Here is a 25,405-nt window from a genome sequence, read left to right on the forward strand (position 1 = left end):
ACCGTCCCCCATCCCGACATGTGATTGCGTCGCGCCAGGCTAACGGCTGCCGACGACAACCGACCAAGTCGGTACGGAGTCGGTACACGATCGGTGAATTTCACCCCTCGGCGACCGGCAGGTGCGGCAGCCGGTCGGCCGCGACGACACCCTCCAGATACCCGCGCGCCCGCTCCGTGCGCGGATACGCCTCCAGCAGACGCCAGAACCTCGGCCCGTGACCGGGCACCAGAAGGTGCGCCAGTTCATGCAGCAGTACGTAGTCGACGACGTATTCGGGCATGCCCTGCAACCGGTGCGACAGCCGGATGCTGCCCTCCATGGGCGTGCAGGAGCCCCACCGGGTGTTCTGGTTGGTGACCCAGCGCACCGATGTCGGTGTCGCCCGTCCTTCCAGGTACTGGGCGGAGAGGCGCTCGGCGCGCTCGGCCAGCTCGGAGTCGCCGATGAGGCGCTTGCTCTCCTGGGCGGCGAGCTTGTCGAGCATGACGTCGACCCAGCGCCGCTCCTCCGCCTCGGACATCCGGGCGGGGATCAGGACGATGGTCCGGTCGCCCTCGCGGTAGGCCGAGACCGTCCTGCTGCGCCGTGAACTCCTGCGCACCTCGACCGCGGTCGTCCCTGGTCCGCGGGGGGTCTGGGCGCCACGGATCGGACTGGTGGTCGGGCTGCGCTGTGGGTCGGCGGGCACGCTTCGACGTTACCCGCTGTCCACGGGGGAAGTCCCGCCTCCGGGAGGGTTCGCGCAGCATCCGTCCACAGCCTGCACCATTTGAACGACTAATACCCCGGCCCTGTGGACAACTTTCCGCGCGAATCGCCCGCGCACCGCATTCTGACGGTGAAAGAGCACGAGCGGGACGGCCGAGATCGGTGAGCGGAACGGTCGAGATCGGCGCGCGGGGCGAGAACGCGACGGGGCGGGATCGCGACGGGGATCGAGAGCACGGGGGCGGGATATGCATCCGACGGTGAAGCCGGCGCTGCGGCGCGCCTGGCGGAATCTGCAGTACGTCCAGTTCGGGGCGACACCGGCGCACGCGGTGGTCGTCGGCCCGGTGGACACCACGACGGGCAGCCTGCTGTCCCTGGTGGACGGAACGCGGGGGCTGGCGCTGCTGCGCGAGGAGGCACGGGCGCTCGGCCTCCCGGACGGCCGGCTGGAGGCGCTGCTGGCGCGGCTGGCGGACGCGGGGCTGCTGGACGACAGGGCGGCCGGCGACCCGCCGGCCGCCCCGTCACGGAGACCGGACGGCGCGCTGGACCGGCTGCGCGCCGACCTGGCGTCGCTCTCGGTGGTGCATCGCGAGCCGGGCGGTGCGATACGGCGTCTGACGGCGCGCGGCGGCATGCGGGTGCAGGTGCGGGGTGCGGGCCGGGTGGGCGCGAGCGTCGCGGCGCTGCTGTCGGCGGCGGGGATCGGCCGGGTGGAGGTGTTGGACGGCGGCTGCGTGGAGCCGTGGGACGTGGCACCGGGCGGGCTGCCCCCGGAGGCGGTCGGTGAGCGGCGGGACACGGCGGCCCGGCAGCTGGTGAACCGCTCGGCGCCCGGCGGTCGCCCGCCCCGGGCCGGGACGGTGCCGGGCGGCCGGGAGCCGGGGCTCTCGCTGGTCGTGGTGGCTCCGCGTGACGGGCTCGCGGCGTACGCCCCGGATCCGGTGACCGCCGACGGCTGGGTGGCCACGGGGACGCCGCACCTGTACGCGGGGGTGGTCGAGGCGACGGGGCTGGTCGGCCCGCTGGTGCTGCCCGGGGGTACGGCGTGCGCACGCTGCCTGGAGCTGGGCCGGACGGACCGGGACCCGGCGTGGCCGCGGATGCTGGCGCAGTGGCGCTCGGGCAGACGCGATCCGGTACCCGCCTGTGACGTGGGGCTCGCGTCGGCGGTGGCGGGTGCGGCGGCCGCACACGCGCTGGCGTTCCTGGACGGGGATCTCCCGGCCAGCACGGGCGCGCGGTCGGAGGCGGCGTTGCCGCTGCTGGACTGGTCGGTCGAGCGGATCTCACCCCATGGGGACTGCCCGTGCGGGGCCGCGGGCGGCACCGAGGGGGAGCGCGCCTCCGGCGTCGGAACGGGGCAGGACACAATGGCCGGGTAACCGCCGTCACCGGAGTCAGGCCGAGGACGAACGCGGCACGGCAGGCTGGGATTTGGAGGGGCGCATGTCGGATCTTCCCCGAAAGGCGGTAACCCGCACCGCCAAGTTGGCCGCGTTGCCCCTGGGCTTCGCGGGGCGGGCGACCTGGGGGCTCGGCAAACGGATCGGTGGCAAGTCGGCCGAGATCGTCGCACGTGAGCTCCAGCAGCGCACGGCGGAGCAGCTGTTCAAGGTGCTCGGCGAGTTGAAGGGCGGCGCGATGAAGTTCGGGCAGGCGCTGTCCGTCTTCGAGTCGGCCCTGCCCGAGGAGGTGGCCGGGCCGTACCGGGCGGCGCTGACCAGACTGCAGGAAGCGGCGCCGCCGATGCCGACCCGTACGGTGCACGCGGTGCTGGAGGAACGGCTGGGCGAGGACTGGCGGCAGTCGTTCCTGGAGTTCGAGGAGAAGCCCGCCGCGGCGGCGTCGATCGGGCAGGTCCATCGTGCGGTGTGGCACGACGGGCGCGAGGTCGCGGTGAAGGTGCAGTACCCGGGGGCGGGTGAAGCGCTGCTGTCGGACCTGGCCCAGCTGAGCCGGTTCGCCCGGCTGCTCGGCCCGCTCATCCCCGGCATGGACGTCAAGCCGCTGATCACCGAGCTCCGCGACCGGGTCACGGAGGAGCTGGACTACGGTCTGGAGGCCCGTTCGCAGCGGGAGCACGCTGCGGAGTTCGCCGACGACCCCGATGTGGTCGTGCCGGATGTGGTGCACCAGTCCGAGCAGGTGCTGGTGACCGAGTGGATCGACGGGATACCGCTGGCGGACGTCATCGCGGACGGTACGCAGGAGGAGCGCGACCAGGCGGGGCAGCTGCTGGCGCGGTTCCTGTTCTCGGGGCCGGCGCGGACGGGGCTGCTGCACGCGGATCCGCACCCGGGGAACTTCCGGCTGCTGCCGGGCGAGGACGGGGCACCGGCCCGGCTGGGTGTGCTGGACTTCGGCACCGTGGACCGGCTTCCGGGTGGCCTTCCGGAGACCATCGGCACCTGTCTGCGGATGACCCTGGAGGGTGAGGCGGAGACCGTGTACGAGCTGCTCCGCGACGAGGGGTTCGTCAAGGACAGCATCGACCTGGACCCGGACGCGGTGCTGGAGTATCTGCTGCCGATCATCGAGCCGGCGCAGGTCGACGCGTTCACGTTCACCCGGGGCTGGATCCGTACGCAGGCCGCGAGGATCGGGGACCCCCGCTCCCCCGCGTACCAGTTGGGCAAGCGGCTCAATCTGCCGCCGTCGTATCTGCTGATACACCGGGTGACACTGAGCACCATCGGAGTGCTGTGCCAGCTGAACTGCACGGTGCGGCTGAGGGATGAGCTCGAAGCGTGGCTGCCGGGGTTCCTGCCGGATGAGGACATCGACGCGGAACCGGAAGCGGTGGACGCGCCGGCATGACACACGGTCGGCTGGCACGCGGTCAGGTGCGACCCGGTCGGGGGCGCAGTCGGGGGGGGACGCGGTCGGGGGACTCGGTGGGGTGGGACGCGGTCGGCCCGTCATCGCCGGGTGCCGGCCGTCACCACCAGGCGGAGTCGAGTCTGCTCTCGATGGACCTGATGTGGGCGCGGGCACAGTCGTCGCAGAAGTAGTGCCGTTGGCCGTTCTCCACGGAACAGGTCCAGGTCACCGGGAGGTCGTCGGCCGTCTTGCCGCAGCCGGAGCACACGACACGCTGTGATCCCGGCCGCTCGGGGTCGGAAGTCCGCTCGTTCACCTCGAGACGATAACTCCGGCGGGCCCGGTTGCCGCGCACAACGCACCGCGGGGGCCGGTCCGTTCGGACCGGCCCCCGCGGCTGTTCGCCAGGTGGGTTCAGTGCTGGGCACCGCCCTGCGGCATCACTGCATGACGGCCATGGCCAGCGCACGGCGGGCACGCATCGAGGCGCGCTCGGCGCGCCGCTGCATACGCCGTGCCGCGACCAGGCGCAGGCCCGCGCGCTCGGCGTCGGCCTGTCGCAGTCGCTCGTGCATATGCGCACGGGCCAGGGCTTCTGGGATGAGTTGCATTTCGCGGGTCCTGTTCTGACGCGCGGTGTTCGCGCCGACGGTGGTGGTGAAAGCTGGGATGGCGGAGCCGGAGAGCTCGCTCGGGGAAGAGGTCATCGGGGCCTGCTTCTTGGGATCGTGCGTGAGGGGACGGTCGATGGTTCCGGCGGCGTTCATGCCATGACCGGGTTCTTGCGCGGGCGACCACGGGGCCGCTTGCGGGCGACGACCACACCCTGGACGAAGAGCTCACCGCCCCAGACGCCCCACGGCTCGCGCCGCTCCTTGGCGCCTTCGAGGCAGGCGGCCATGAGCGGGCAGGTGCGGCAGAGGGACTTGGCGTACTCGACGTCGGCCGGCGACTCGGCGAAGAAGACCTCCGGGTCGTAGGAGCGGCAGGGGACGGGTACGCCGAGGTTCTCGATGGCGTCGTCGAGCGCGGTCAGCGCGGTGAGGGCGGTCAACTCGGGGTCCTTCGTGAGGCCGGGCGGGGGGATCGTTTCGGAGGGCGGTACGGACGGGGCGTGCGCTTCGAGTTGCACGGTGTGTTTTTCCTCGTCTTGTCGGTCCGGCCTGTTGGCCGGTGGGCTGGTACCGGGTTCTGCTTGTCCCGAGGCCCCTTCGCTCCGTTCCGCCCGTTCGGGCAAAACAGAAGGGCCGCGGATCCCGGGTGGGGTTCCGCGGCCCTGAAGGCGCCGGCCTGATCGTGGATCAGGCTGGATCACTCCAGGGTTCGAGCCCGCGGAAGGCCCACATCGTGTGGTGCTGGTGCTGCTGCGTCTTCGTCTTGGTTTCGGCACCGGTCGCCGCAAAGGCATAGGCCTGGGCCTCTGCCGCTGCTACTCCCGCTTCCAGTGCCTTGGCCGGCCGCTCATTGCGCTCCAGGGCGGGGAGAGCCGCCAGGAGGGACGCCGGACGCACGGCCGCGAAACCGGGAATGCCGGAGCCGATGAACGCCGAACCGGAGATGCCGAGGCCGCGAGTGCAGGCGGAGACGACCGAGCGATCGGTCATTTTGGCGGTGCTGACGAAGCTGGTGTTGATGCTGATCACTGGAATCGCCTCCTCTCGGCGTCTCGGGGGGAACCGGTCGGAACCGGTCCCGCGCGTATTCGGATAAGTACAGCACGAGGACAGGGCTTCCATGAAGCCGCTGTTCGTGGTTAAGAACCTATGGGGACTACTGGGGCGGGCGCAAACTATTTTTCCGACGAGTTTCGATCAGTCCTCGTCTGCGGCGTCCGCACCGTCCTGACCTGCGCAGATGGCGAGGACATCGGCGCCGAAGCGGTTCAGCTTGCGGATGCCGACCCCCGCGATGGAGGCGAGCTCGCCGTCCGTGGCCGGCACCGTCTCGGCGATCGCCATGAGTGTCTTCTCGGTGAACACGCAGTAGTCGGGCTGGCCCAGCGAACGGGCGCGGTCGGCGCGCCAGGCGAGCAGCCGCTCGTACAGGGCCCCGTCCATGCCGGAGGGGCAGTCCTCGCAGCGCATCAGTTTCATCTCACCGGCGGCGGTGAGGGTCGTGCCGCACACCCGGCACCGGACGGGGCCCCTGCGGCGCCGGGCCCGCTCCGGGGCGGGGCCGCCGCCGCGCTCGACACCGCCGGCGCCGCCGGATGCCCGGGTGCCGCGCGGGGCGGAACCGGGCCGCAGGCCGCCGAGGAACCGGGTGGGGCGCCGCGAGGCCCGGCCGCCCGGCGCCCGGGACAGTGCCCAGGACAGGGACAGGTGGCGCCGGGCGCGGGTCACGCCGACGTAGAGCAGGCGCCGCTCCTCCTCGATCTGCTCGTCGGTCTTGGCGTAGGTGATCGGCACCATGCCATCGGTGAGGCCGACCAGGAACACCGCGTCCCATTCCAGGCCCTTCGCGGCGTGGAGCGAGGCCAGGGTGACGCCCTGGACGGTCGGCGCGTGCTGGGCGGCGGCCCGCTCGTCCAGCTCGGCGATCAGGTCGGCGAGGGTCGCGCCGGGCTTGGCGCGGGCGAAGTCCTCGGCGAGACGGACCAGCGCTGCGAGGGACTCCCAGCGGTCCCGGACCGCTCCGGATCCCGCGGGGGGCTCGGTCGTCCAGCCCTTGGTGGACAGTACGGCCCGCACCTGGGACGGCAGGTCGACGACGTCGTCCAGGAGCGCGTCGTTGCCGCCGAAGCGGGCTGCGCTGCGCAGGGCCGCGCCGGCCTCCCGTACCTCCTGGCGCTCGAAGAAGCGCTCGGCGCCGCGCAGCTGGTAGGGGACGCCGGCGTCGGCGAGGGCCTGTTCGTAGACCTCCGACTGGGCGTTGATCCGGTAGAGCACGGCGATCTCGCCGGCCGGGACGCCGGAGGCGATCAGTTCGCGGATACGGCGGGCGGTGCCCTCGGCCTCGGTGGGTTCGTCCCCGTACTCGGTGAAGACGGGCTCAGGGCCGGGCTCGCGCTGGGAGATCAGCGCCAGACGGTGTTCGGCCGCCCGGCCCGTGGCTTGATTCAGCAGGCCGTTGGCGAGGTGGACGACCTGGGGGGTGGACCGGTAGTCGCGGACGAGCTTCACCACGGTCGCGTGCGGATGGCGGGTGCGGAAGTTCAGCAGGTGGTCGGGGGTGGCACCGGTGAACGAGTAGATCGTCTGGCTGGCGTCGCCGACGACGCACAGGGTGTCCCGGTCGCCGAGCCACAGGTCCAGCAGACGCTGCTGGAGCGGGGAGACGTCCTGGTACTCGTCCACGACGAAGTGCTGGTACTGGCGGCGGATCTGCTCCGCGATGTCGTGCCGGTCCTGGAGGATGCCGACGGTGAGGAGCAGCACGTCCTCGAAATCGATATGGCCGCGGTCCCGCTTGAGCTGCTCGTACATGGAGTAGATCTGGCCGATTTCGGCGGGGTCTCGGGGGGCGTCGCGCTGGGCCTTGGCGACGGCGGCGGGGTAGTCGGCGGGCACGGTCTGGGTGACCTTCGCCCATTCGATCTCGCTGGTGGTGTCCCGCAGCTCGGTGCGGTCGAGGCGGAGCCGGCAGCGGGCCGCCGCGTCGGCGACCAGCTGGACCTTGCGCTCCAGCAGCCGGGGCAGCTCGCCACCGACGGCTTTCGGCCAGAAGAACTGGAGCTGCCGCAGGGCCGCGGAGTGGAACGTCCTGGCCTGGACACCGCTCGCGCCGAGCTGCCTGAGCCGTCCGCGCATCTCGCCGGCGGCCCGGTTGGTGAAGGTGACGGCGAGCACACTGCTCGGCTGGAGGATGCCGGACCTCACTCCGTACGCGATGCGGTGGGTGATCGCACGGGTCTTGCCCGTGCCGGCGCCGGCCAGTACGCACACCGGCCCGCTGAGGGCCGTCGCCACCTCGCGCTGCTCGGGGTCGAGCCCGTCGAGCACCGCGTCGACGGTCTCGGGGACCTGCGGGAAGAGAGTGGAGTGCGTTGCTGCTGTCACCCTGCCATGCTGCCAGGTCGCCCGGGGCGGCTGCGGCGGCTGTCCACAGGGCGGGGCCGCCGGTCGTACTTATACGGGAATGGCGGGGCCGTCACGTACGTTCTGCTGGTGCGAGAAGGCACCCCCGACGGAAATCCGAGGAGCGCGAGACGATGCAGGGCACTGTCACGATGTACAGCACCACGTGGTGCGGTTACTGCCGCCGGCTGAAGAGCCAGCTGGACCGCGAGGGCATCGCGTACACCGAGATCAACATCGAGCAGGACCCCGAGTCGGCCGCGTTCGTCGAGAAGGCCAACAACGGCAACCAGACCGTCCCGACCGTGCTGGTCACGCCGCACGCCGGCGGGGAGAACGTCGTTATGACGAACCCCAGCCTGGCCCAGGTGCAGCAGGCCCTGGCCAGCTGAGGCCCGACGACCGGAACGCCCCCTTACGCCTCATCGGCGCGAGGGGGCGTTCCGGCTGTTCCGGCTGTTCCGGCTGTTCCGGCTTTTCGGCCGATCCGCTTGTTCCGGATGATCCGGTTGTTCGGGACGATCCGGTTGTTCGGGCAGATCCGGTGGTGCCGGCCCTTCTCAGGCCGCTGTGCCGGGCTTGGGCAGCGGCTTTCCGTACCAGAGCTCGATCAGGTGCGCCGCGATCGAGATGCCGAACGGCGGGAGCACCTCGCCGGACTCGAAGGCCGAGCGCAGGTCCTCGCGGGAGAACCAGCGGGCCTCCTCGATCTCGTCGCCGTCGACGTTGATCTCCGACGAGGTGGCGCGGGCCATGAAGCCCAGCATCAGGCTCGACGGGAAGGGCCACGGCTGGCTGGCGATGTACTCGACCTCGCCGACCGTGACACCGGCCTCCTCGAAGACCTCGCGGATCACCGCCTGCTCGATCGACTCGCCCGGCTCCACGAAACCGGCGAGCGTCGAGAAGCGGCCCTCCGGCCAGTGCACCTGGCGGCCCAGGAGTACCCGGTCGTCCTCGTCCGTGACCAGCATGATCACCGCGGGGTCGGTGCGCGGGTAGTGCTCGGCGCCGCACGCCGGGCAGCGGCGGATGTGCCCCGCGGCCGCGATCACCGTGCGTTCGCCGCAGCGGGAGCAGAAGCGGTGGAGCCGCTGCCAGTTCTCCAGGGCCACCGCGTGGACCATCAGGCCCGCGTCGCGCGGCGACAGCAGCAGCCCCGCCTCCCGCAGACCGGCCGGGCGGGCGGACTGGTCCATACGGCCCGGCAGGGCGTCCTTCTGGAGCGCGAAGTAGCTCACGCCGTCCGCGTCCGTACCGAGGAAGTAGCGGTGCGTCTCGGTGACGGGTGCCTCGAACGCCGGCGTCATGACGAGCTCGGTGCGCCCGTCCGGCGTGTCGTCGATCAGGACCTGACCGCCGGAGACCACGAAGACACGCGTCGTCGGGTGGCTCCACGCGGCCGCCAGCCACGCCTCGTCGAGACGGTGGTGCGCCGCGCGGTCGATACCGCTCGGGACGGTGAGGCTGATCGGGCGGTAGCCGACCTCGTTGCCGATGGTGCTCACTGGTGCTTCCAACTCCCCCGGGTCATGGGTGTCTCTCAGCGTCTCTTCAGCGTCTTCAACGGAGTGCGGCGGACAGTTCGCCCCACAGGTGGGCGGTGGTCTCCACGCCCTTGAGCAGCAGATCCAGTTCGACCTTCTCGTTCGGCGCGTGCCAGCCGTCGGACGGTACGGAGACACCGAGGAACAGCACGGGTGCGGCCAGGACGTCCTGGAGGTCGGCCGCCGGTCCCGACCCGCCCTCGCGTGTGAAGCGGATCTTCGCGCCGTCGAAGGCGCGGCTCATGGAGCGGGCGACGGCCTGGAGGGCCGGGTGGTCGAGCGGGGTCAGACAGGGCCGGGTCGGCGCGCCGAAGGTGATCTCGTGGCGGATGCCGGCCGGGACGCGGGCGGCGACCCAGTCCCGTACGGCCGACTCGATCTTGTCCGGTTCCTGTCCCGCGACCAGCCGGAAGGACAGCTTCAGCTGGGCGGACGCGGGGACGATCGTCTTGCCCCCGGGTCCCTGGTAGCCGCCGCCGATGCCGTTGACCTCGGCGGTGGGGCGGGCCCAGACCCGCTCCAGGGTGGAGTAGCCGGCCTCCCCGAGGGTGCTTCGGGACTTGGCGGTGGCCAGCCAGGCCGCCTCGTCGAAGGGCAGCTCGGCGATGAGGGCGCGCTCGGCGCCGGTCAGCTCCGTGACGCCGTCGTAGAAGCCGGGGATCGTCACGCGCTCGTGCTCGTCGTGCAGGGCCGCGACCAGGCGGCCTGCGACCGTCGCCGGGTTCGGCACGGCGCCGCCGAAGGAACCCGAGTGGATGTCCTGGTCGGGGCCGTACAGTTCGATCTCGCAGTCGGCGACCCCGCGCATGCCGGTGCAGACGGTGGGGGTCGTCTCGGACCACATGCCGGTGTCGGAGACGATCACGGCGTCGGCGGCGAGCCGGTCCCGGTGGCGTTCCACCAGCTCCCGGAAGTGCGGCGAGCCGGACTCTTCTTCACCCTCGACGAGAAGCTTCAGGTTGACGGCGGGCGTCTCACGGCCGGAGAGGGCGAGGTGGGCGCGGACGCCGAGTGTGTGGAAGAACACCTGCCCCTTGTCGTCCGCGGCGCCCCGCGCGTGGAGGCGGTTTCCCCGGATCACCGGCTCGAAGGGCTCGGTGTCCCAGCCGTCATCGCGGGCCGCGGGCTGTACGTCGTGGTGGCCGTAGACCAGGACCGTCGGCGCGTCCGGATCGTCGGACGGCCAGTGGGCGAACACCGCCGGTGCGCCTTCGGTCTCCCAGACCTCCGTGACCGGGAAACCCGTGCCCTTCAGCGCCGCGGCGAGCCAGTCGGCGCTGCGCCGCACGTCCGGGGCGTGTTCCGGCTGCGCCGACACGGACGGGATGCGCAGCCACTCCACGAGATCGTCGAGGAAGGCTGCACGGTGCCGGGCTATGTACGTACGTACGGTGTGGACGGCGCTGTCCGGGGTCTCGCTCATACTCTTGAGCCTATCCGGCGCCGAGGGTCGTCTCGTCTGCCGTCTCACCGAGCAGGACGCTTTCGAGCTCGGCCCTGCCGGGCAGCGGCTCCGGGCGGACGACGTCACCCGTGCGTACGTAGACGAACGCGGCCGTGACCGCGTCGGGCGGCAGCCCGTGCTGTTCGGCCCAGGCGAGCCGGTAGACCGCGAGCTGCAACGGATCGGCGGTGCGCGAACGGCTGGTCTTCCAGTCGACGATCTCGTACGCGCCGGTGTCCGGGTCCCGGTAGACGGCGTCGATCCGGCCGCGGACCACCCGGCCGGCCAGCACGAGCTCGAAGGGCGCCTCGACGCGGTGGGGCGTGCGGTGGGCGTACGGGGTGTTCTCGAATGCCTCCTTGAGCGCGGCGAGGTCCCGCTCGTCGGCGATCTCCGGTTCGTCGGCGAACACCTCGCCCCCGGGCAGCTCGTCGGGGCCGAGCATCGGCAGCGGCACGTCCTCGAACCGTGCCTCCACCCACGCGTGGAACCGGGTCCCGCGCCGTGCGGCGGGCTGCGGCGGCCGGGGCATGGGGCGGGCCAGCTCCTGTGCGAAGCCGTCGGGGTCGGCGGCGAGACGCAGCAGCTGCGACGCGGACAGCGACACCGGCAGCGGCACGTCCCGGGTGGTGGCCCTGGCCCTGAGCAGTTCGCCCGTGAGGGCCTCCAGGTCGCGGTCCCAGGAGGTGACGGCCCTGGCCTCCTCGGGCGTGAGACCGCCCTGCCGGGGACGCGGAGCACCGGGGACCGGCGCGGGGGCGGCCCGCCGCTGGTGGGGTACGGGGTGGGCGCCCGGGTCGTGGGCGGGCGGCGGCTTCTCGGGGCTGTCCTCGTGCCAGGGCGCGTCCTCCTCGCCCGGCCACGGGGCGTCCGGTTCGTCGTCGGGCCACGGGGCGTCCGGCTCGTCGTCGGGCCAGAAACCGGCCAGGTCGTCCGGGCCGTGCGGGTCGCGCGGGTCGTGCGGGTCGCGCGCGGGGTCCCGGTCCTGCCCGGCCTGCGGGGCGTCGTCGGGCCATGGGGCGTCGTCCCGCTCGCCCGCCCCGTCACCGTGCCCGCCCGCGGGCTCCGGCGGGGACTCCAGGTAGGCGAGGACCGTGTCGGCCGCCGCGCGGCGGCGGGCCAGCGACGTGGCGTCCAGGGGCAGCGGCCACGCCTGGTCCGAGGCGGCCGCCAGGAGGGCCGGGTTCTCCGCGTCCTCCTCGGGTTCGTCGGCCCATGCCTCGATCTCGCCGTGTCCCGCCGCGCAGTGGTCGTACAGCGCCTGGAGGAACGGGGACGGTCCCCGGCGGCGCTTCTGGGTGGGCCCCCACCAGTGGGCGGACCCGAGCAGCAGGGAGCGCGGGCGGGTGAACGTCACGTATCCGAGGCGGAGCTCCTCGGTGTGCTGGTGGTCCTTCATGGCGTCCTTGAACGCCTTCAGGGACCTGGCGTCCCAGGTGTCGACGGCCGGCAGGGTGGCGGCGTCGCCGCGCAGGGCGTGCGGCAGCACCTGGGGCTGGGCGGTCCACGCCTCGCGGGACCGGGTGCTGGGGAACTGCGAGGCCACCAGGCCGGGCACGGCGACGACGTCCCACTCCAGGCCCTTGGACTTGTGCGCGGTGAGCACCTTGACGGTGTTCTCGCCGCCGGGCAGCGCGTTGTCGAGGCCCTTCTCGTACTGGGCGGCCGTGCGGAGGAAGCCGAGGAAGGCGAGGAGGGTCGCCTCCCCGTCGAGGGAGGCGAATCCGGCGGCTATGTCGAGGAAGTGCGACAGGGTCTCGCGGCGCCGGGCGGCCAGGGCCTGCGGCGACGCGGACAGCTCCACCTCCAGGCCGGTGGTGGCGAGGACGCGGTGGAGTACGTCCATGAGGGGGTCGGCGAGGGAGCGGCGCAGGTCGCGCAGTTCGGCCGCGAGACGCGCGAACCGTACGCGTGCCTCGGCCGAGAACGGCAGCCCGTCGTCCTTGGTGCCGCCGCCGGGGGCACCGCCCGCGCGCGGGGTGCCGCCCGTGTCGAGGAACGTGTCCAGGGCGTCGGCGAGCGAGACGATCTCGGCCGGGTCGACACCCTCCACGGCGGCGGCCAGCCGCTGGTCCGCGTCCGCGTCCGCGTCGTCCCGCGAGCGGTGCACCAGGAGGCGGGCGCGCCGGCCCAGCAGGGCGAGGTCCCGGGCGCCGATCCGCCAGCGCGGCCCGGTGAGCAGCCGGACGAGGGAGGCGTTGGCCCCCGGGTCCTGGAGGACCTCGCAGACCGCGACCAGGTCGGCGACCTCCGGGAGGTGCAGCAGCCCGGACAGGCCGACGACCTCGACCGGCACGTCACGGGCGACCAGGGCGGCCTGGATCGCGGGGAAGTCGGACGCCGTACGGCACAGGACGGCGATCTCACCCGGCTCCTTGCCGGTGCGGACGAGGTGGGCGAGGGAGTCCGCGAGCCAGTCGATCTCCTCGGCCTGGGTGGGCAGCAGCGCGACGCGCACCATGCCGTCGCGCTCGGCGCCCGGCGCGGGGCGCAGGGCCTCCACGCCCGCGTGCATGGCGCGCAGCGGCGCGGCGAGGCCGTTGGCGAGGTCGAGGAGGCGGCCGCCGCTGCGCCGGTTCTCGCTGAGCGCGAAGCGGGAGGCGGGGCGCCCGTCGGCGTACGGGAAGTGTTCGGGGAAGTCGTCCAGGTTGGCGACGGACGCGCCGCGCCAGCCGTAGATGGCCTGGCAGGGGTCCCCGACGGCGGTGACGGGGTGCCCGCTGCCCTGCCCGAAGAGCCCGGCGAGCAGCAGCCGCTGTGCGACGGAGGTGTCCTGGTACTCGTCGAGGAGGACGACGCGGAACTCGTCGCGCAGGATCGTGCCGACCTCGGGCCGGGTGAGCGCGAGCTCGGCGGACAGGGCGATCTGGTCGCCGAAGTCGAGCAGGTCCCGGTCGCGTTTGGCGGACCGGTAGCGGACGACCAGGTCCAGCAGCTCACGGCGGGCGGCGGCCGCCTCGGGGATCTTCCGCAGGTCGGCGTTGCCGAGCCGGACGGTCTCCAGGGCGGCGAGCAGTCCGGTGTCGTACGCGCGGAGGTCGGCGGGGGCCACGAGGTGCTCGGCGAGCTCGGCGTCGAGGGCGAGGAGGTCTCTGACGAGGGTCGGGAACGACTTGGTGAGCGCCGGGTACGGTCCCGGGGCCTCGCGGAGGACGCGCGCGGCGAGCTGGTAGCGGGTGGCGTCGGCGAGGAGCCGTGCGGTCGGCTCCAGGCCGATGCGCAGGCCGTGGTCGGTGAGGAGCTGTCCGGCGAAGGCGTGGTACGTGGAGATGCGCGGCTCGCCCGGCGGGTTGTCGGGGTCGATGACGTCGGGGTCGGTGACACCGGCGCGGACGAGGGCGGTACGGACCCGTTCGGCGAGTTCGCCCGCCGCCTTGTTGGTGAAGGTGAGCCCGAGGACCTGTTCGGGTGCGACCTGCCCCGTACCGACCAGCCAGACCACCCGGGCGGCCATCACCGTGGTCTTGCCCGAGCCGGCTCCGGCCACGATGACCTGCGGGGCGGGCGGCGCGGTGATGCAGGCCGTCTGCTCCGGGGTGAACGGGATGCCGAGGAGCTCCTTGAGCTGCTCGGGGTCGGTGATGCGTGCGGTCACCTGGAGAAGGCTAACCGGGGCCACTGACAGCCCCGGCCGAGCTGGGCGGCTCCCGGCCGACCCGGGTGCGGCTCCCGGTCGGCGTCGGCGGCTCGGCCGACCTGGGTGCGCGGCCGGTGTGGGCGGCTCGCGGCCGGTGTGTGGGCGGCTCACCGCCGGTGTGTGGGCGGCTCGCGGCCACCGCCGGTGTGTGGGCGGCTCGCGGCCACCGCCGGTCCACTCCGCGCGGCAGGTCCGTTCCACGCGGCCGGTCCACTCCGCGCGGCAGGTCCGTTCCACGCGGCCGGTCCACTCCACGTGATGCACCGCCCGTTCGATCCCCGCGTCACCGCCCGGTTCGTTCCCCCCCCCGGTTCACTCCACGATGTGGCGGCCTTCGGGGCGGGCGCTGCACGAGGCGCGGAAGGCGCAGTTCTCGCAGTGCTGTCCGGTGCTCGGGGTGAACCGTTCGTCCAGGACGCGGCCGGCGGCCGTCACCAGGAGGTCGCCGACCCACTCCCCCTCCAGGGGCTCCTGCGCCTGCACGCGCGGATGGGCGTCGCCGCCCTCCTTCTTGGGGGCGGCCTGGCGCAGGTGCACGAGTTCGGCTCCACCGGGTTCCGGGCGGACGCCGCCGAAGACGTCGTCGACGGCGCCCTCCCGTACGGCGAGCTGGTAGACGGCGAGCTGCGGGTGGTGGGCGACCTCCTCCTTGGTGGGGGTCTGCTTGCCGGTCTTGAAGTCGACCACGTAGGCGCGGCCCTGCTCGTCCTGCTCGACGCGGTCCATGGAACCCCGGATCCGCACCTCGTAGTCGCCCGCCTCCAGGGTGACGTCGAAGTCGTGCTCGGTGGCGGCGGGCGCGCGGCCGCCGCGGTCCATCACGTGCCAGCGCAGGAACCGCTCCAGCGCCACGCGCGCGTGCTCCTTCTCCTGCGCGGACTTCCAGGGGGCGTCGAACGCGAGCGCCTCCCACACCGAGTCGAGGCGTTCCATGAGCACGGCGAGGTCTGCGGGGGTACGGCCGGACGCGACCTCGTCGGCGAGGACGTGCACGACGTTGCCGAACCCCTGGGCGGCGGTGGCGGGGGCGTCCGCCTTGACCTCACGGCCGAGGAACCACTGGAGCGCGCAGGTGTTGGCCAGCTGGTCCAGGGCGCTGCCGGACAGCGCCACCGGCCGGTCCCGGTCGCGGAGGGGCACGGTGGAGTGCGTCGCGTCGTACAGGCCCCACCAGCGGTACGGGTGGGCGGCGGGGACGAGGGGCTGGCCCTCGTCGTCGGTGAGCGCGGCGAGCCGGGCGAGCCGGCGGGCCGCGGCGTCGCGCAGCGCCGGGGACGCGTCGGGGTCGACGGTCGTCGCCCGCAACTCGGCGACCAGCGCGGAGACCGCGAGGGGGCGGCGGGGCCTGCCGGTGACGTCCTTCGGTTCGACGCCCAGCTCGGTGAGGAAGCGGGACGGCTGGTCGCCGTCGTCGGCGGGCGCCTTGACCGCCGTGACGACGAGCCGGTCGCGAGCCCGGGTGGCCGCCACGTAGAACAGGCGGCGCTCCTCGGCGAGGAGGGCGCCGGGTGTCAGCGGTTCCGCGATCCCGTCGCCGCCGATGCGGTCCGCTTCCAGGAGGGAGCCGCGGCGCCGCAGATCGGGCCAGAGGCCCTCCTGTACGCCGGCGACCACGACGAGGCCCCATTCGAGGCCCTTGGAGCGGTGCGCGGTCATGACGCGGACGGCGTCCGCGCGGACCGCCCGCCGGGACAGGGTGTCGGCGGCGATGTCCTGGGCTTCGAGCTCTTCGAGGAAGTTGAGCGCGCCGCGCCCGCCGGTGCGCTCCTCCGCACGGGCTGCCGTCTCGAACAGGGCGCACACGGCGTCCAGGTCCCGGTCCGCGTTGCGGCCGCCGGCGCCGCCCCGCAGCGCCGCGCGCTGCAGACGGCCGGGCCAGGGGGTGCCGTCCCAGAGGAGCCAGAGGGCCTCCTCCGCGGTGCCGCCGCGCTCCAGGAGGCGGCGGGTGTCGCGGAGCAGCGCGCCCAGGCGCTGCGCCCCGCGCGCGTGGGACGGGTCGTGCACGGCGAGCCGCTCGGGCTCGGCCAGCGCACGGGCGAGCAGGACGTCGGAGGGTGCCGGGAACGGATTGCCGCCCGCCCGCTCCTCGTCGCGCAGGGCACGCCCCAGGCGCCGCAGGTCGGCGGCGTCCATCCCGCCGAGGGGCGAGGTGAGGAGCGTCAGCGCGGTCTCGGTGTCGAGCCACGACGCGCCGTGGTCGGGCTCGGGGCCGTAGTCGGGCTCGAGGTCGGGGTCAGCGCCGTGGTCGGGCTCGGATTCGGGGTCGGGCTCGGATTCGGGGTCGGGCTCGGATTCGGGGTCGGGGCCAGGGCTGTGGTCGGGCTCGGGGCCGTGGTCGGGCTCGGGGCCGTGGTCGGGGTCGGGCTCGGGGCCGGTTGCTGCCGTGTCGGGGTCGCGGGCGGCGTCCGGCTCGGAGCCGGGGGTGAGCTCAGTGGTGTCCCGGGCCGCGTCGGCGGCGTCGGCCGCGTGGGCGTCACCGGCGGCGTGGGCCCCGTCGGCGGCGGCCCCGGCCGCGGGGGCGTCACCGGTGACGTCGGCGTCATCGGCGGTGTCCGGCACGGGCTGCGGGAGCGCGGCCGTAGCCGTGGCGCGCAGGGCCGTCAGCAGTGGCGCCACGGCCGGCTCGTGGCGCAGCGCGACGTCGGCGCCGTCCACCTCCACGGGGACGCCCGCCGCCGTCAGGGCGCGGCGCACGCTCGGCAGGGTGCGGCCGCCCGCGCGTACCAGGACCGCCATGTCGTGCCAGGGAACGCCCTCCTCCAGGTGGGCACGGCGCAGGATGTCCGCGATGTTGTCGAGCTCCGTGGAGGCGGTCGGGAAGGTGTACGTCTCGACGCGCCCGCCGTCCCGTACGGCGGCCAGGTCCCGGTGGGCCCGCACCTTGGCGGCGGGCAGGCGCGTCAGCGGCATCCGGGCGGTGAGCAGCCGCGTGGCGGACAGCAGCGCGGCGGACGAGCGGCGGGAGGTGGTCAGCACGGCCACCGGAGCCGGTGCGCCGCCGGTCGTGCGGAACGTCTCGGGGAAGTCGAGGATGCCGTTCACGTCGGCGCCCCGGAACGTGTAGATCGACTGGTCGGGATCGCCGAACGCGTACAGGGTCCTGCCGTGTCCGGCCAGCGCCCGCAGCAGCCGGACCTGCGCCGGGTCGGTGTCCTGGTACTCGTCGACGAACACGGCGTCGTACCCCTCGGTGAGCCGTGCGGCGACCTCCGGCCGGGAGGCGAGCAGGACGGCCCGGTGGACCAGCTCCGCGTAGTCGAGGACGCCCTGCATGTCGAGGACGTCCAGGTACTCGGCGAGGAATCCGGCCGCCGCCGACCAGTCGCGGCGGCCGGTGCGCTCGGCGAAGGCGCCCAGGGCGCGCGGGCCGAGGCCGAGCTCGCGCGAGCGGGCGAGCACCGCGCGTACCTCGTCGGCGAAGCCGCGTGTGGTCAGGCAGGCCCGCAGTTCGTCGGGCCAGCGGATCCGGGCCAGGCCCTGGCGTTCCAGGTCCAGCTGCCCGGCGAGCAGCTCGCGGACGGCGACGTCCTGCTCGGGTCCGGAGAGCAGGCGCAGCGGTTCGGCGAACAGGTCGGCGTCCTGGTGGGCGCGGATGAGCGCGTAGCAGAAGGAGTGGAAGGTGGTGGCCTGCGGGCTCCGTTCGCCGTGCAGGCGTGCCGTCATCCGGTCGCGGAGTTCCACGGCGGCCTTGCGGCTGAAGGTGAGGACGAGGATCCGTTCCGGGTCGGTGCCGCGCGCGATCCGTGCCGCGACCGCTTCGACCAGCGTCGTCGTCTTGCCGGTGCCCGGCCCGGCCAGCACCAGGAGGGGGCCGCCCGGGTGGTCAACCACCGCGCGTTGCGCTGCGTCCAGCAGAGGGGGATCGACCGGAACCGGCGGGGTACGCACCAGTCGGTAGGCGCCCGGGACCCCCGGCCGTACCTGTTCGTGGTACGGCGTACGCCGGGTGGTGGAGGAGGAACTCACGTGGATCGCCGGTCCTGGTGGGTGTGCTGGTGGTGAGGGAGCGGGGTGTGCCGCGCCCCGACGACGCTACGCCGGTGCACGCCCGCGACGGACAGGATGCCGTGAGCCGGCCCCGTACTCCGTACGGTCCCCGGAGTGTCCACCGCGCCGCCGGATGGCGGAAGCTGTCAATTGTGAGCCATCGTGTGCGCCCCGCCGTCCCACCGGGCCCGCCTCATGTCGAGGCGCGGCACGTGGTCGTCGGCGCCGCGCCCGGCCTCGCGCAGCGGGGTGCCCTCCGCGCGGTAGTGGTCCATGGCCCGCAACTCGTGGCCGGGCAGGAGCCTGCCGTCGGCGCGGACCACGCGCCACCACGGTACGGCGCCGCCGTAGAGCGCCATGACCCGGCCGACCTGGCGGGGTCCGCCGTCGCCGAGCCATTCGGCGACGTCCCCGTACGTCATCACCCGACCCGGCGGGATCAGCTCGGCGACCTCCAGCACCCGCTCGGCGTACTCCGGGAGGCTGCCGGGGAGCCCATCGGGCAGACCCTCGGGAAACTCGTCAGCAGTCACCCGGTCCATCCTGCACCACACCACCGACACCACGTGCCACGCACCCTGATGCCCTGCGGTGCCGCCCGCTCGTGCCACCATCTTCCGGGCGGTGACTGGTGATACGAGATCAAGAAGACACAGAGAAGGCGGAGGGGCAGGACGTGCGGCCGACTGACGTGGCGGGCACTCCTGGCACCGGGGCACGCCCGGAAGCACGGCCGGTGACGCCCCCCGAGCACGCGGACGACCCGTCCCACGACCCGGCCGACCGAGCGTCCGGCGACCCGTCCCACGACCCGGCCGACCGGACGTCCGACGGCCCGTCCGGCCGAGCGTCCGACGACCTGTTCCACGCCCCGGCCGACAACCCCGCCGACGCCCCGGCCCACGGCACGTCCCACGACCCGGCAGGCATCCCGGCCGACGGTGTCTTCGGCGATCCCGCGGCCCGGTCCGTCGACCCGGAGGCGCACGACAGCGTCTCCGGTGACGAACCGCTGCTCCCCGCGCGCGTGCACCGGCCGTCCGACCTGATGCGGCTGCTGATCGGCATCCTCGCGATCGCCGTCGTCATCGCCATCGCGGCCTTCGCCCACGGCACGACGTCCGGTCTCGAACAGGACATCAGCAAGGGCACCGGCCAGGCCCCGGACGTGTTCGTCAAGGTCGCCGGTCTGGTGTCCAGCATCGCGGTGCTCCTCGTGCCCGTCGCGTTCGCGATCGAGCGGCTGATCAAACGGGACGGCCTGCGGATCGCGGACGGCGTACTCGCCGCCGTACTGGCGCACGGGGTGACCCTCGCCACGGACCTGTGGGTCGCCAGGGCGGCGCCCGGGACCATCCAGGACGCGCTGACGCAGCCGCAGAGCGGGGGCGGGCTGACGGACCCGGTGCACGGCTACCTGGCGCCCGTCATCGCGTACATGTCGGCCGTGGGCATGGCCCGCAGGCCGCGCTGGCGCGTCGTGCTGTGGGTGGTGCTCCTGCTCGACGCGTTCACGATGCTGGTGGCGGGTTACACCACGCCGTTCTCGATCATCCTGACCGTGCTGATCGGCTGGACCGTCGCGTACGGAACGCTGTACACGGTCGGGTCGCCGAACGTCCGGCCCACCGGTCAGACGCTGCTGGCCGGGCTGCGCCACGTCGGCTTCAGGCCGGTGACGGCGATGCGCGCCGAGGACGTGCCGGACGCCGCCGAGGGCGAGCGCGGACGCCGCTATCTGGTCACCCTGGAGGAGGGCTCCCCCCTCGATGTGACCGTGGTGGACCGGGAGCAGCAGGCGCAGGGGTTCTTCTACCGGGTGTGGCGCCGGCTGACGCTGCGCGGCTTCACCACGCGCCGGTCCATCCAGTCGTTGCGCCAGGCCCTGGAGCAGGAGGCGCTGCTCGCGTACGCCGCGATCGCCGCCGGCGCCAACGCGCCCAAGCTGATCGCCACGTCCGAGCTCGGCCCGGACGCCGTCATGCTGGTGTACGAGCATCTGGGCGGCAGGTCCCTCGACGCGCTGGCCGACGGTGAGATCACCGACGACGTCGTGCGGGGTGCCTGGCAGCAGGTGCGGGCCCTCCAGTCGCGGCGCATCGCGCACCGGAGGCTGACGGGCGACGCCCTCCTGGTGGATCGTTCCGGCAAGGTGATCGTCACCGATCTGCGGGGCGGTGAGATCGCCGCCGGTGAGCTGGTCCTGCGGATGGACATCGCGCAGCTGCTCACCACCCTGGGTCTGCGGGTCGGCGCGGAGCGCGCGGTGGCCGCCGCCGTCGAGGTGCTCGGTCCCGACACGGTCGCGGACTGCCTGCCGCTGCTCCAGCCCATCGCGCTGAGCCGCTCCACGCGCGCGACGCTCCGGAAGCTGGCGCGTGAGCGGTCGCAGCGGGAGCGCGACGCGGTGCTCGCCGCGTCCGAGGCCACCAAGCGGGCGCGGCTGGAGGACGCCGGCGAGGCCGAGGCCGTCGCGGTGGACCGCAAGGCCGACCGCAAGGCGGTACGGGCGGAGAAGCAGGCCGAGAAGCGGGCGATCGAGGAGGCGCTGGACGAGGCCCGCGAGGAGGACCTGCTCGCGCAGATCCGTCGGCAGGTGCTGCTGATAAGGCCACAGGCGCCGGTCGAGCCGGTCCGGCTGGAGCGGATCAGACCGCGCACGCTGATCAGTCTCATCGCCGGCGCCATCGCCGCGTACTTCCTGCTGTCGCAGATCGCCCGTACGCCGCTGTCGACGATCAGCCAGGCGGACTGGGGCTGGGTCGCGGCGGCCGTGCTGCTGTCGGCACTGAGCTATGTGGCGGCGGCGATGAGCCTGCTGGGCTTCGTCCCGGAGCGGGTGCCGTTCCTGCGGACGGTGGCGGCGCAGGTGGCCGGGTCGTTCGTCAAGATCGTCGCGCCCGCGGCGGTCGGCGGTGTGGCGCTCAACACGCGGTTCCTGCAGCGTTCGGGCGTACGTCCCGGGCTGGCAGTGGCGAGCGTCGGCGCGTCGCAGCTGTTCGGGCTCGGCGCGCACATCCTGCTGCTGTTCGCGTTCGGCTATCTCACGGGGACGGAGAAGTCGCAGGACTTCACCCCGTCCAGGACGGTCATCGCCGGCCTGTTGACGGTGGCGGTCCTGGTGCTGGTCGTCACGGCGATCCCGGCCCTGCGCAAGTTCGTGTCGACGCGGCTGCGCTCGCTCTTCGCGGGCGTGGTGCCGCGCATGCTGGACGTCCTCCAGCGGCCGGTGAAACTGGCGACCGGGATCGGCGGGATGCTGCTGCTGACCGCCACGTTCGTGCTGTGCCTCGACGCGTCGATCCGGGCGTTCGACGACGGCAACCAGCAGCTCAGCTACGCGAGTCTCGCGGTGGTGTTCCTCGCGGGCAACGCCCTCGGCTCGGCCGCGCCCACACCCGGCGGTGTCGGCGCGGTGGAGGGTGCGCTGACGTTCGGCCTCGTGGCGGTGGGGCTCCCGCTGGAGGTGGCGACACCCGCCGTGCTGCTGTACCGGCTGCTGACGCTGTGGCTGCCGGTGCTGCCGGGGTGGTTCTCGTTCAACTTCCTCACCCGCAAGGGCGCGCTGTAGGGCGGGCCTGGTCCTCTCTGCGGCAGGGACCGGGACGGCGGGGCTCGTCCCTTCGTACGAGGCAGGTCGCGGATGCCGGGCGGATCGCCCACATGCGCTTGCCTTTGCGGACCTGACGCGCCTACATTGCCGCACATGCGGTCCTACACCACTCAGCAGGCGGCGCGGCTCCTCGGCGTCAGCGCCGACACCGTCCGCCGCTGGGCCGACGCCGGGCGGCTGCCCACCCGCAGGGACGGGACGGGCAGGCGGCTGGTCGACGGGCCCGCGCTGGCGTCCTTCGCGGTCGAGCTGGCCCAGCAGCCCGACGAGCAGGGCGACGTCCCGTACACCTCGGCGCGCAACGCCTTCGCCGGGATCATCACGGCGGTGAAGCTCGGCGATGTCGCCGCGCAGGTGGAGATCCAGGCAGGTCCGCACCGGCTCGTCTCGCTCCTCACCCGTGAGGCCGTCGAGGAGCTCGGCCTGGAGGTCGGCATGGAGGCGGTGGCCCGCGTGAAGTCGACCAATGTCCATATCGACCGCGTCTGATCGGTCGCCGACCGCGCGAGTCACCGACCGTTCGGCCGGACGACCGGACGACGGACGACGGACGACGGACGACGGACGACCGAAGAATCGGCCGAACGACCGAACGACCGAAGGAATCGGCCGTACCACCGAGCGGCCGAACGTGTCCGCACTCCCGGGAGAACTCATGCGACGCAGCACAGGACGACGGCTCGGCGGCACCGTGATCGCCGCCGCCCTCCTGATGCCGCTGACCGCGTGTGGCAGCCCCCCGGGGTCGGGCCGGGGCGGCGATGAGGTGCGGCTGACCGTGCTGGCCGCCGCCTCGCTCACCGACGTCTTCGAACAGGCCGGGGCCGCGTACGAGAAGTCCCACCCCGGCACCGCGATCCGCTTCTCCTTCGCCGGCTCCCAGGAACTGGCCTCCCAGGTACGCCAGGGGGTGCCCGCCGACGCGCTCGTCACCGCGGACACCGCGACCATGGAGGGCCTCGCCGACCGGACGGGCGACCCCGTCGTCATCGCCACGAACCGTCTCACCATCGCCACCGCCGAGGGCAATCCCGCCGGAATCACCGGCCTGAAGGACCTGTCCGAGAGCGGTCTGAAGGTGGTGCTGGCCGCACCCGAGGTTCCGGCGGGCCGGTACAGCCAGAAGATCCTCGACGCGGCCGGCGTGCGCGTACGGCCGGTCTCCCAGGAACCCAGCGTCCGCGCGGTGCTCAGCAAGGTGGAAATCGGCGAGGCCGACGCCGGACTCGTGTACGCCACCGACGCGGCGGCCGCGCGGGACACCGTGGACGCGGTGGCGGTGCCGGACGCGCAGAACGCCGTCGCGTCCTATCCTGCGGCGACCCTCGACTCGTCCGCCCATGCCGGGGCGGCGGCCGGGTTCGTGAAGTGGCTCGGCTCGGACGAGGCCCGCGAGCTGCTCCGCGCGGCCGGGTTCGGCACGCCATGACGTCCCTTGCGCGGGGCCGCGAGCCCAAGGGCGCGGAACGACGTACGCGAGGCTGGGGGCGTACAGGCGCACGGGCAGGCGCACGTGGGCCGATCGCGCTCGTGCTGCCCGCGCTGGTCGCCGTGGTGTTCCTGCTGCTGCCGCTCGCCGGGGTACTGGTGCACGCCCCCTGGGCGACGCTGCCTGAGCGGCTGACCGCCCCCGAGGTGCGCGAGGCGCTCGGGCTGTCCCTCGTGGTGTCCGTGTGGGCGCTGCTCCTCTCGCTGCTCCTGGGCGTGCCGCTGGCGTGGGTGCTGGCCAGGGTGCCGTTCCGGGGGAAGGCCCTCGTGCGGTGTCTGGTGATGCTGCCGATGGTGCTGCCGCCGACCGTCGCGGGCGTGGCGCTGCTCCAGGGGTTCGGGCGGCGCGGGCTGCTGGGCGGGGTGCTGGCGGACTGGTTCGGTGTGACGCTGCCGTTCTCGACGGCGGGTGCCGTCGTCGCGGCGGCGTTCGTGTCGATGCCGTTCCTGGTGATCAGCCTGGAGGGTGCGCTGGCCGGACTGCACCCCCGGTACGAGGAGACGGCCGCGTCCCTGGGCGCCACCCCGCTGCGCGCGTTCTTCACCGTCACCGTGCCGATGGTGAGCCCGGGTCTGGTGGCGGGCGCCGCGCTGTGCTGGGCGCGGGCCCTGGGCGAGTTCGGGGCGACGATCACGTTCGCGGGCAATCTGCCCGGCACGACGCAGACGCTGCCGCTCCAGGTGTACCTGCTGCTGCAGAACGACCCCGACGGCGCGGTGGCGGTGTCCCTGCTGCTGCTCGTGGTCGCGACGACGGTGCTGGCGGCCCTGCGCGGCCGCTGGCTGGGCGGGGCGGCGACCGTACGGCAGCCCGGCGCGGTACCGGACACGGGACGGGACCCGGAACCCGGCCACGACACCGACGACCGGGCGCCGGGGCAGGACACCGGGGGTCGAGTCCCCGGGCGCGGACCGGCCCCGGTGAACGGCGGCGGACGCGGTGGCGGACGCGCCGACGGACACGGCGGCGGACACGGCGGGGACCTGTGGCCGCTGACCGCCGGGGTGTCCGGGGCGACCGCGCTCGACCTGGACGTGCCCGCCGGTACGACCGTCGCCGTCGTCGGGCCGAACGGCGCGGGCAAGACCACCCTGCTACGGGCGCTGCTGGGCCTGACCCCCCGCGCCACGGCGACCTCCCTGCGGCTGGGCGGCAGCGAACTCGCGGCGCTGCCGCCGCACCGGCGCGGCATCGCCTGGGTGCCGCAGGACGGCGCCCTCTTCCCTCATCTGTCCGCGCTGGCCAATACCGCGTACGGGCTGCGCGCCCAGGGCGTTTCCCGGGCCCACGCGCGCGTGGAGGCGCAGAACCGGCTGGACCGGCTCGGTGTCGGCCATCTCGCCCACCGCAGGCCGGGCGAGCTGTCCGGCGGGCAGGCCCAGCGGGTGGCGCTGGCACGGGCGCTGGCCGCGCGGCCACGGCTGCTGCTCCTCGACGAACCGCTGGCCGCGCTGGACCAGACGGCCAGGGCGCGGGTTCGGCACGCGCTGCGCGGCCACCTGGCCGGGTTCCCGGGCGTGTGCCTGATGGTGACGCACGACCCCGTCGAGGCGGTGTCGCTGGCCGACCGGGTGCTCGTCCTGGAGGACGGCCGCCTCGTCCAGTACGCCCCGCCCGCCGAGGTATCCCGGCACCCGCGCTCCCCGTGGGTGGCGCGGATGCTGGGCCGCAACGCCTGGCCGGGCACCGCGCGGGAGGGCGGCCTGGACCTGGAGGGCGGTGCCCGGCTGGTGACGGCCGCCGACCCGGCGCCCGCCGACGGCGCACCCGCGCTGGCGGTGGTCCCGCCCGAGGCCGTGTCGCTGCACCGGAGCCGTCCGTCGGGCAGCCCGCGCAACGTGTGGCGGGGCACTGTCCGGGAACTGACCGCGCAGGGCGCCAGGCTCCGCGTGCTCGTGTCGGGCGCCCCGGCCGCACTGGACGTGGTCGCCGAGGTGACCCCGGCCGCCGCGGCGGAACTCGGCCTGGCGGAGGGCGCGGAGGTCTGGGCGAGCGTGAAGGCGACGGAGATCACCGTCGTACCCCTCTGACCGCCCGACCGGCGCATCCCTCCCACCGCCCGACCGCCCGACCGCCCGACCGTCCGACTCCACGCCCGCCCGACCGCCCGACCGTCCGACTCCACGCCCGTCCAA

Annotated in this window: 18 protein-coding genes; 7 read left to right on the forward strand and 11 right to left on the reverse strand. The window is 73.7% G+C overall.

From position 1 onward, the window contains the following. Positions 1 to 100: 100 nt before the first annotated feature. Complete coding sequence (locus tag ACGF5U_RS08270; RefSeq protein ID WP_392712581.1) at positions 101 to 691, reverse strand: M48 family metallopeptidase; 591 nt, start codon at positions 689 to 691, stop codon at positions 101 to 103. A 268-nt stretch (positions 692 to 959) separates the two neighbouring features. Between ACGF5U_RS08270 and ACGF5U_RS08275 the strand changes: the two genes are divergently transcribed. Both ACGF5U_RS08275 and ACGF5U_RS08280 read left to right on the forward strand, forming a co-directional pair. After that, positions 960 to 2,099: a ThiF family adenylyltransferase gene (locus ACGF5U_RS08275; RefSeq protein ID WP_392712579.1), complete on the forward strand. Its 1,140-nt coding sequence runs from the start codon at positions 960 to 962 to the stop codon at positions 2,097 to 2,099. A gap of 64 nt (positions 2,100 to 2,163) precedes the next feature. Continuing rightward, positions 2,164 to 3,534, forward strand: coding sequence for an ABC1 kinase family protein (locus ACGF5U_RS08280; RefSeq protein ID WP_392712578.1), 1,371 nt, complete (start codon positions 2,164 to 2,166; stop codon positions 3,532 to 3,534). Between the two features lie 121 nt (positions 3,535 to 3,655). Here ACGF5U_RS08280 and ACGF5U_RS08285 read toward each other — a convergent pair whose 3' ends face one another. The 5 genes from ACGF5U_RS08285 to ACGF5U_RS08305 form a co-directional block, all read right to left on the reverse strand. Further along, the gene (locus ACGF5U_RS08285) at positions 3,656 to 3,853 is read right to left on the reverse strand and encodes a hypothetical protein (RefSeq protein WP_392712576.1); all 198 of its coding nucleotides are present in this window, start codon (positions 3,851 to 3,853) and stop codon (positions 3,656 to 3,658) included. Positions 3,854 to 3,977: 124 nt separating this feature from the next. Next, the gene (locus tag ACGF5U_RS08290; protein WP_392712574.1) at positions 3,978 to 4,304 is read right to left on the reverse strand and encodes a hypothetical protein; all 327 of its coding nucleotides are present in this window, start codon (positions 4,302 to 4,304) and stop codon (positions 3,978 to 3,980) included. Further along, the gene (locus tag ACGF5U_RS08295) at positions 4,301 to 4,669 is read right to left on the reverse strand and encodes a WhiB family transcriptional regulator (RefSeq protein ID WP_392712572.1); all 369 of its coding nucleotides are present in this window, start codon (positions 4,667 to 4,669) and stop codon (positions 4,301 to 4,303) included. Before ACGF5U_RS08295 ends, ACGF5U_RS08290 begins: the two co-directional genes overlap by 4 nt. A 169-nt stretch (positions 4,670 to 4,838) precedes the next feature. Further along, positions 4,839 to 5,180, reverse strand: a complete 342-nt coding sequence (locus ACGF5U_RS08300) for a hypothetical protein (RefSeq protein WP_392712570.1) — start codon at positions 5,178 to 5,180, stop codon at positions 4,839 to 4,841. 168 nt (positions 5,181 to 5,348) lie between these two features. Further along, positions 5,349 to 7,535: an ATP-dependent DNA helicase UvrD2 gene (locus ACGF5U_RS08305; protein ID WP_392712568.1), complete on the reverse strand. Its 2,187-nt coding sequence runs from the start codon at positions 7,533 to 7,535 to the stop codon at positions 5,349 to 5,351. A gap of 152 nt (positions 7,536 to 7,687) precedes the next feature. On the opposite strand from ACGF5U_RS08305, the gene ACGF5U_RS08310 reads away from it, so the two are divergent. Continuing rightward, on the forward strand, positions 7,688 to 7,945 hold the full coding sequence (locus ACGF5U_RS08310) for a mycoredoxin (protein WP_392712566.1): 258 nt from the start codon (positions 7,688 to 7,690) through the stop codon (positions 7,943 to 7,945). A 168-nt stretch (positions 7,946 to 8,113) separates the two neighbouring features. Here the strand turns inward: ACGF5U_RS08310 and nudC are convergent, their stop codons facing one another. From nudC to ACGF5U_RS08335, 5 genes are all read right to left on the reverse strand, one after another. Beyond that, entirely contained in the window at positions 8,114 to 9,061 is a 948-nt protein-coding gene (gene nudC, locus ACGF5U_RS08315) for an NAD(+) diphosphatase (protein ID WP_392818347.1), read from the reverse strand. A gap of 55 nt (positions 9,062 to 9,116) precedes the next feature. After that, positions 9,117 to 10,523: a dipeptidase gene (locus ACGF5U_RS08320; protein WP_392712563.1), complete on the reverse strand. Its 1,407-nt coding sequence runs from the start codon at positions 10,521 to 10,523 to the stop codon at positions 9,117 to 9,119. 10 nt (positions 10,524 to 10,533) lie between these two features. Then, entirely contained in the window at positions 10,534 to 14,139 is a 3,606-nt protein-coding gene (locus ACGF5U_RS08325) for a UvrD-helicase domain-containing protein (RefSeq protein ID WP_392712561.1), read from the reverse strand. Positions 14,140 to 14,493: 354 nt separating this feature from the next. Next, positions 14,494 to 18,147: a UvrD-helicase domain-containing protein gene (locus tag ACGF5U_RS08330; protein ID WP_392712559.1), complete on the reverse strand. Its 3,654-nt coding sequence runs from the start codon at positions 18,145 to 18,147 to the stop codon at positions 14,494 to 14,496. 167 nt (positions 18,148 to 18,314) lie between these two features. Beyond that, complete coding sequence (locus ACGF5U_RS08335) at positions 18,315 to 18,710, reverse strand: MGMT family protein (protein WP_392712557.1); 396 nt, start codon at positions 18,708 to 18,710, stop codon at positions 18,315 to 18,317. Between the two features lie 134 nt (positions 18,711 to 18,844). Here ACGF5U_RS08335 and ACGF5U_RS08340 point away from each other — a divergent pair, with 134 nt between their 5' ends. The 4 genes from ACGF5U_RS08340 (at position 18,845) to ACGF5U_RS08355 (ending at position 25,300) form a co-directional block, all read left to right on the forward strand. After that, positions 18,845 to 21,739 (forward strand): lysylphosphatidylglycerol synthase domain-containing protein, encoded by a 2,895-nt coding sequence (locus tag ACGF5U_RS08340; protein WP_392712555.1) that lies wholly within the window; start codon positions 18,845 to 18,847, stop codon positions 21,737 to 21,739. A gap of 135 nt (positions 21,740 to 21,874) precedes the next feature. Then, positions 21,875 to 22,270 (forward strand): molybdopterin-binding protein, encoded by a 396-nt coding sequence (locus tag ACGF5U_RS08345; RefSeq protein WP_392712553.1) that lies wholly within the window; start codon positions 21,875 to 21,877, stop codon positions 22,268 to 22,270. 166 nt (positions 22,271 to 22,436) lie between these two features. After that, on the forward strand, positions 22,437 to 23,210 hold the full coding sequence (gene modA, locus ACGF5U_RS08350) for a molybdate ABC transporter substrate-binding protein (protein WP_392712551.1): 774 nt from the start codon (positions 22,437 to 22,439) through the stop codon (positions 23,208 to 23,210). Between the two features lie 104 nt (positions 23,211 to 23,314). After that, the gene (locus ACGF5U_RS08355) at positions 23,315 to 25,300 is read left to right on the forward strand and encodes an ABC transporter permease (RefSeq protein WP_392712665.1); all 1,986 of its coding nucleotides are present in this window, start codon (positions 23,315 to 23,317) and stop codon (positions 25,298 to 25,300) included. The last annotated feature ends 105 nt before the right edge of the window (positions 25,301 to 25,405 follow it).

It is taken from the genome of Streptomyces sp. NPDC047886, from assembly GCF_043204435.1.
In the GTDB taxonomy this organism is placed as follows: Bacteria; Actinomycetota; Actinomycetes; order Streptomycetales; family Streptomycetaceae; genus Streptomyces.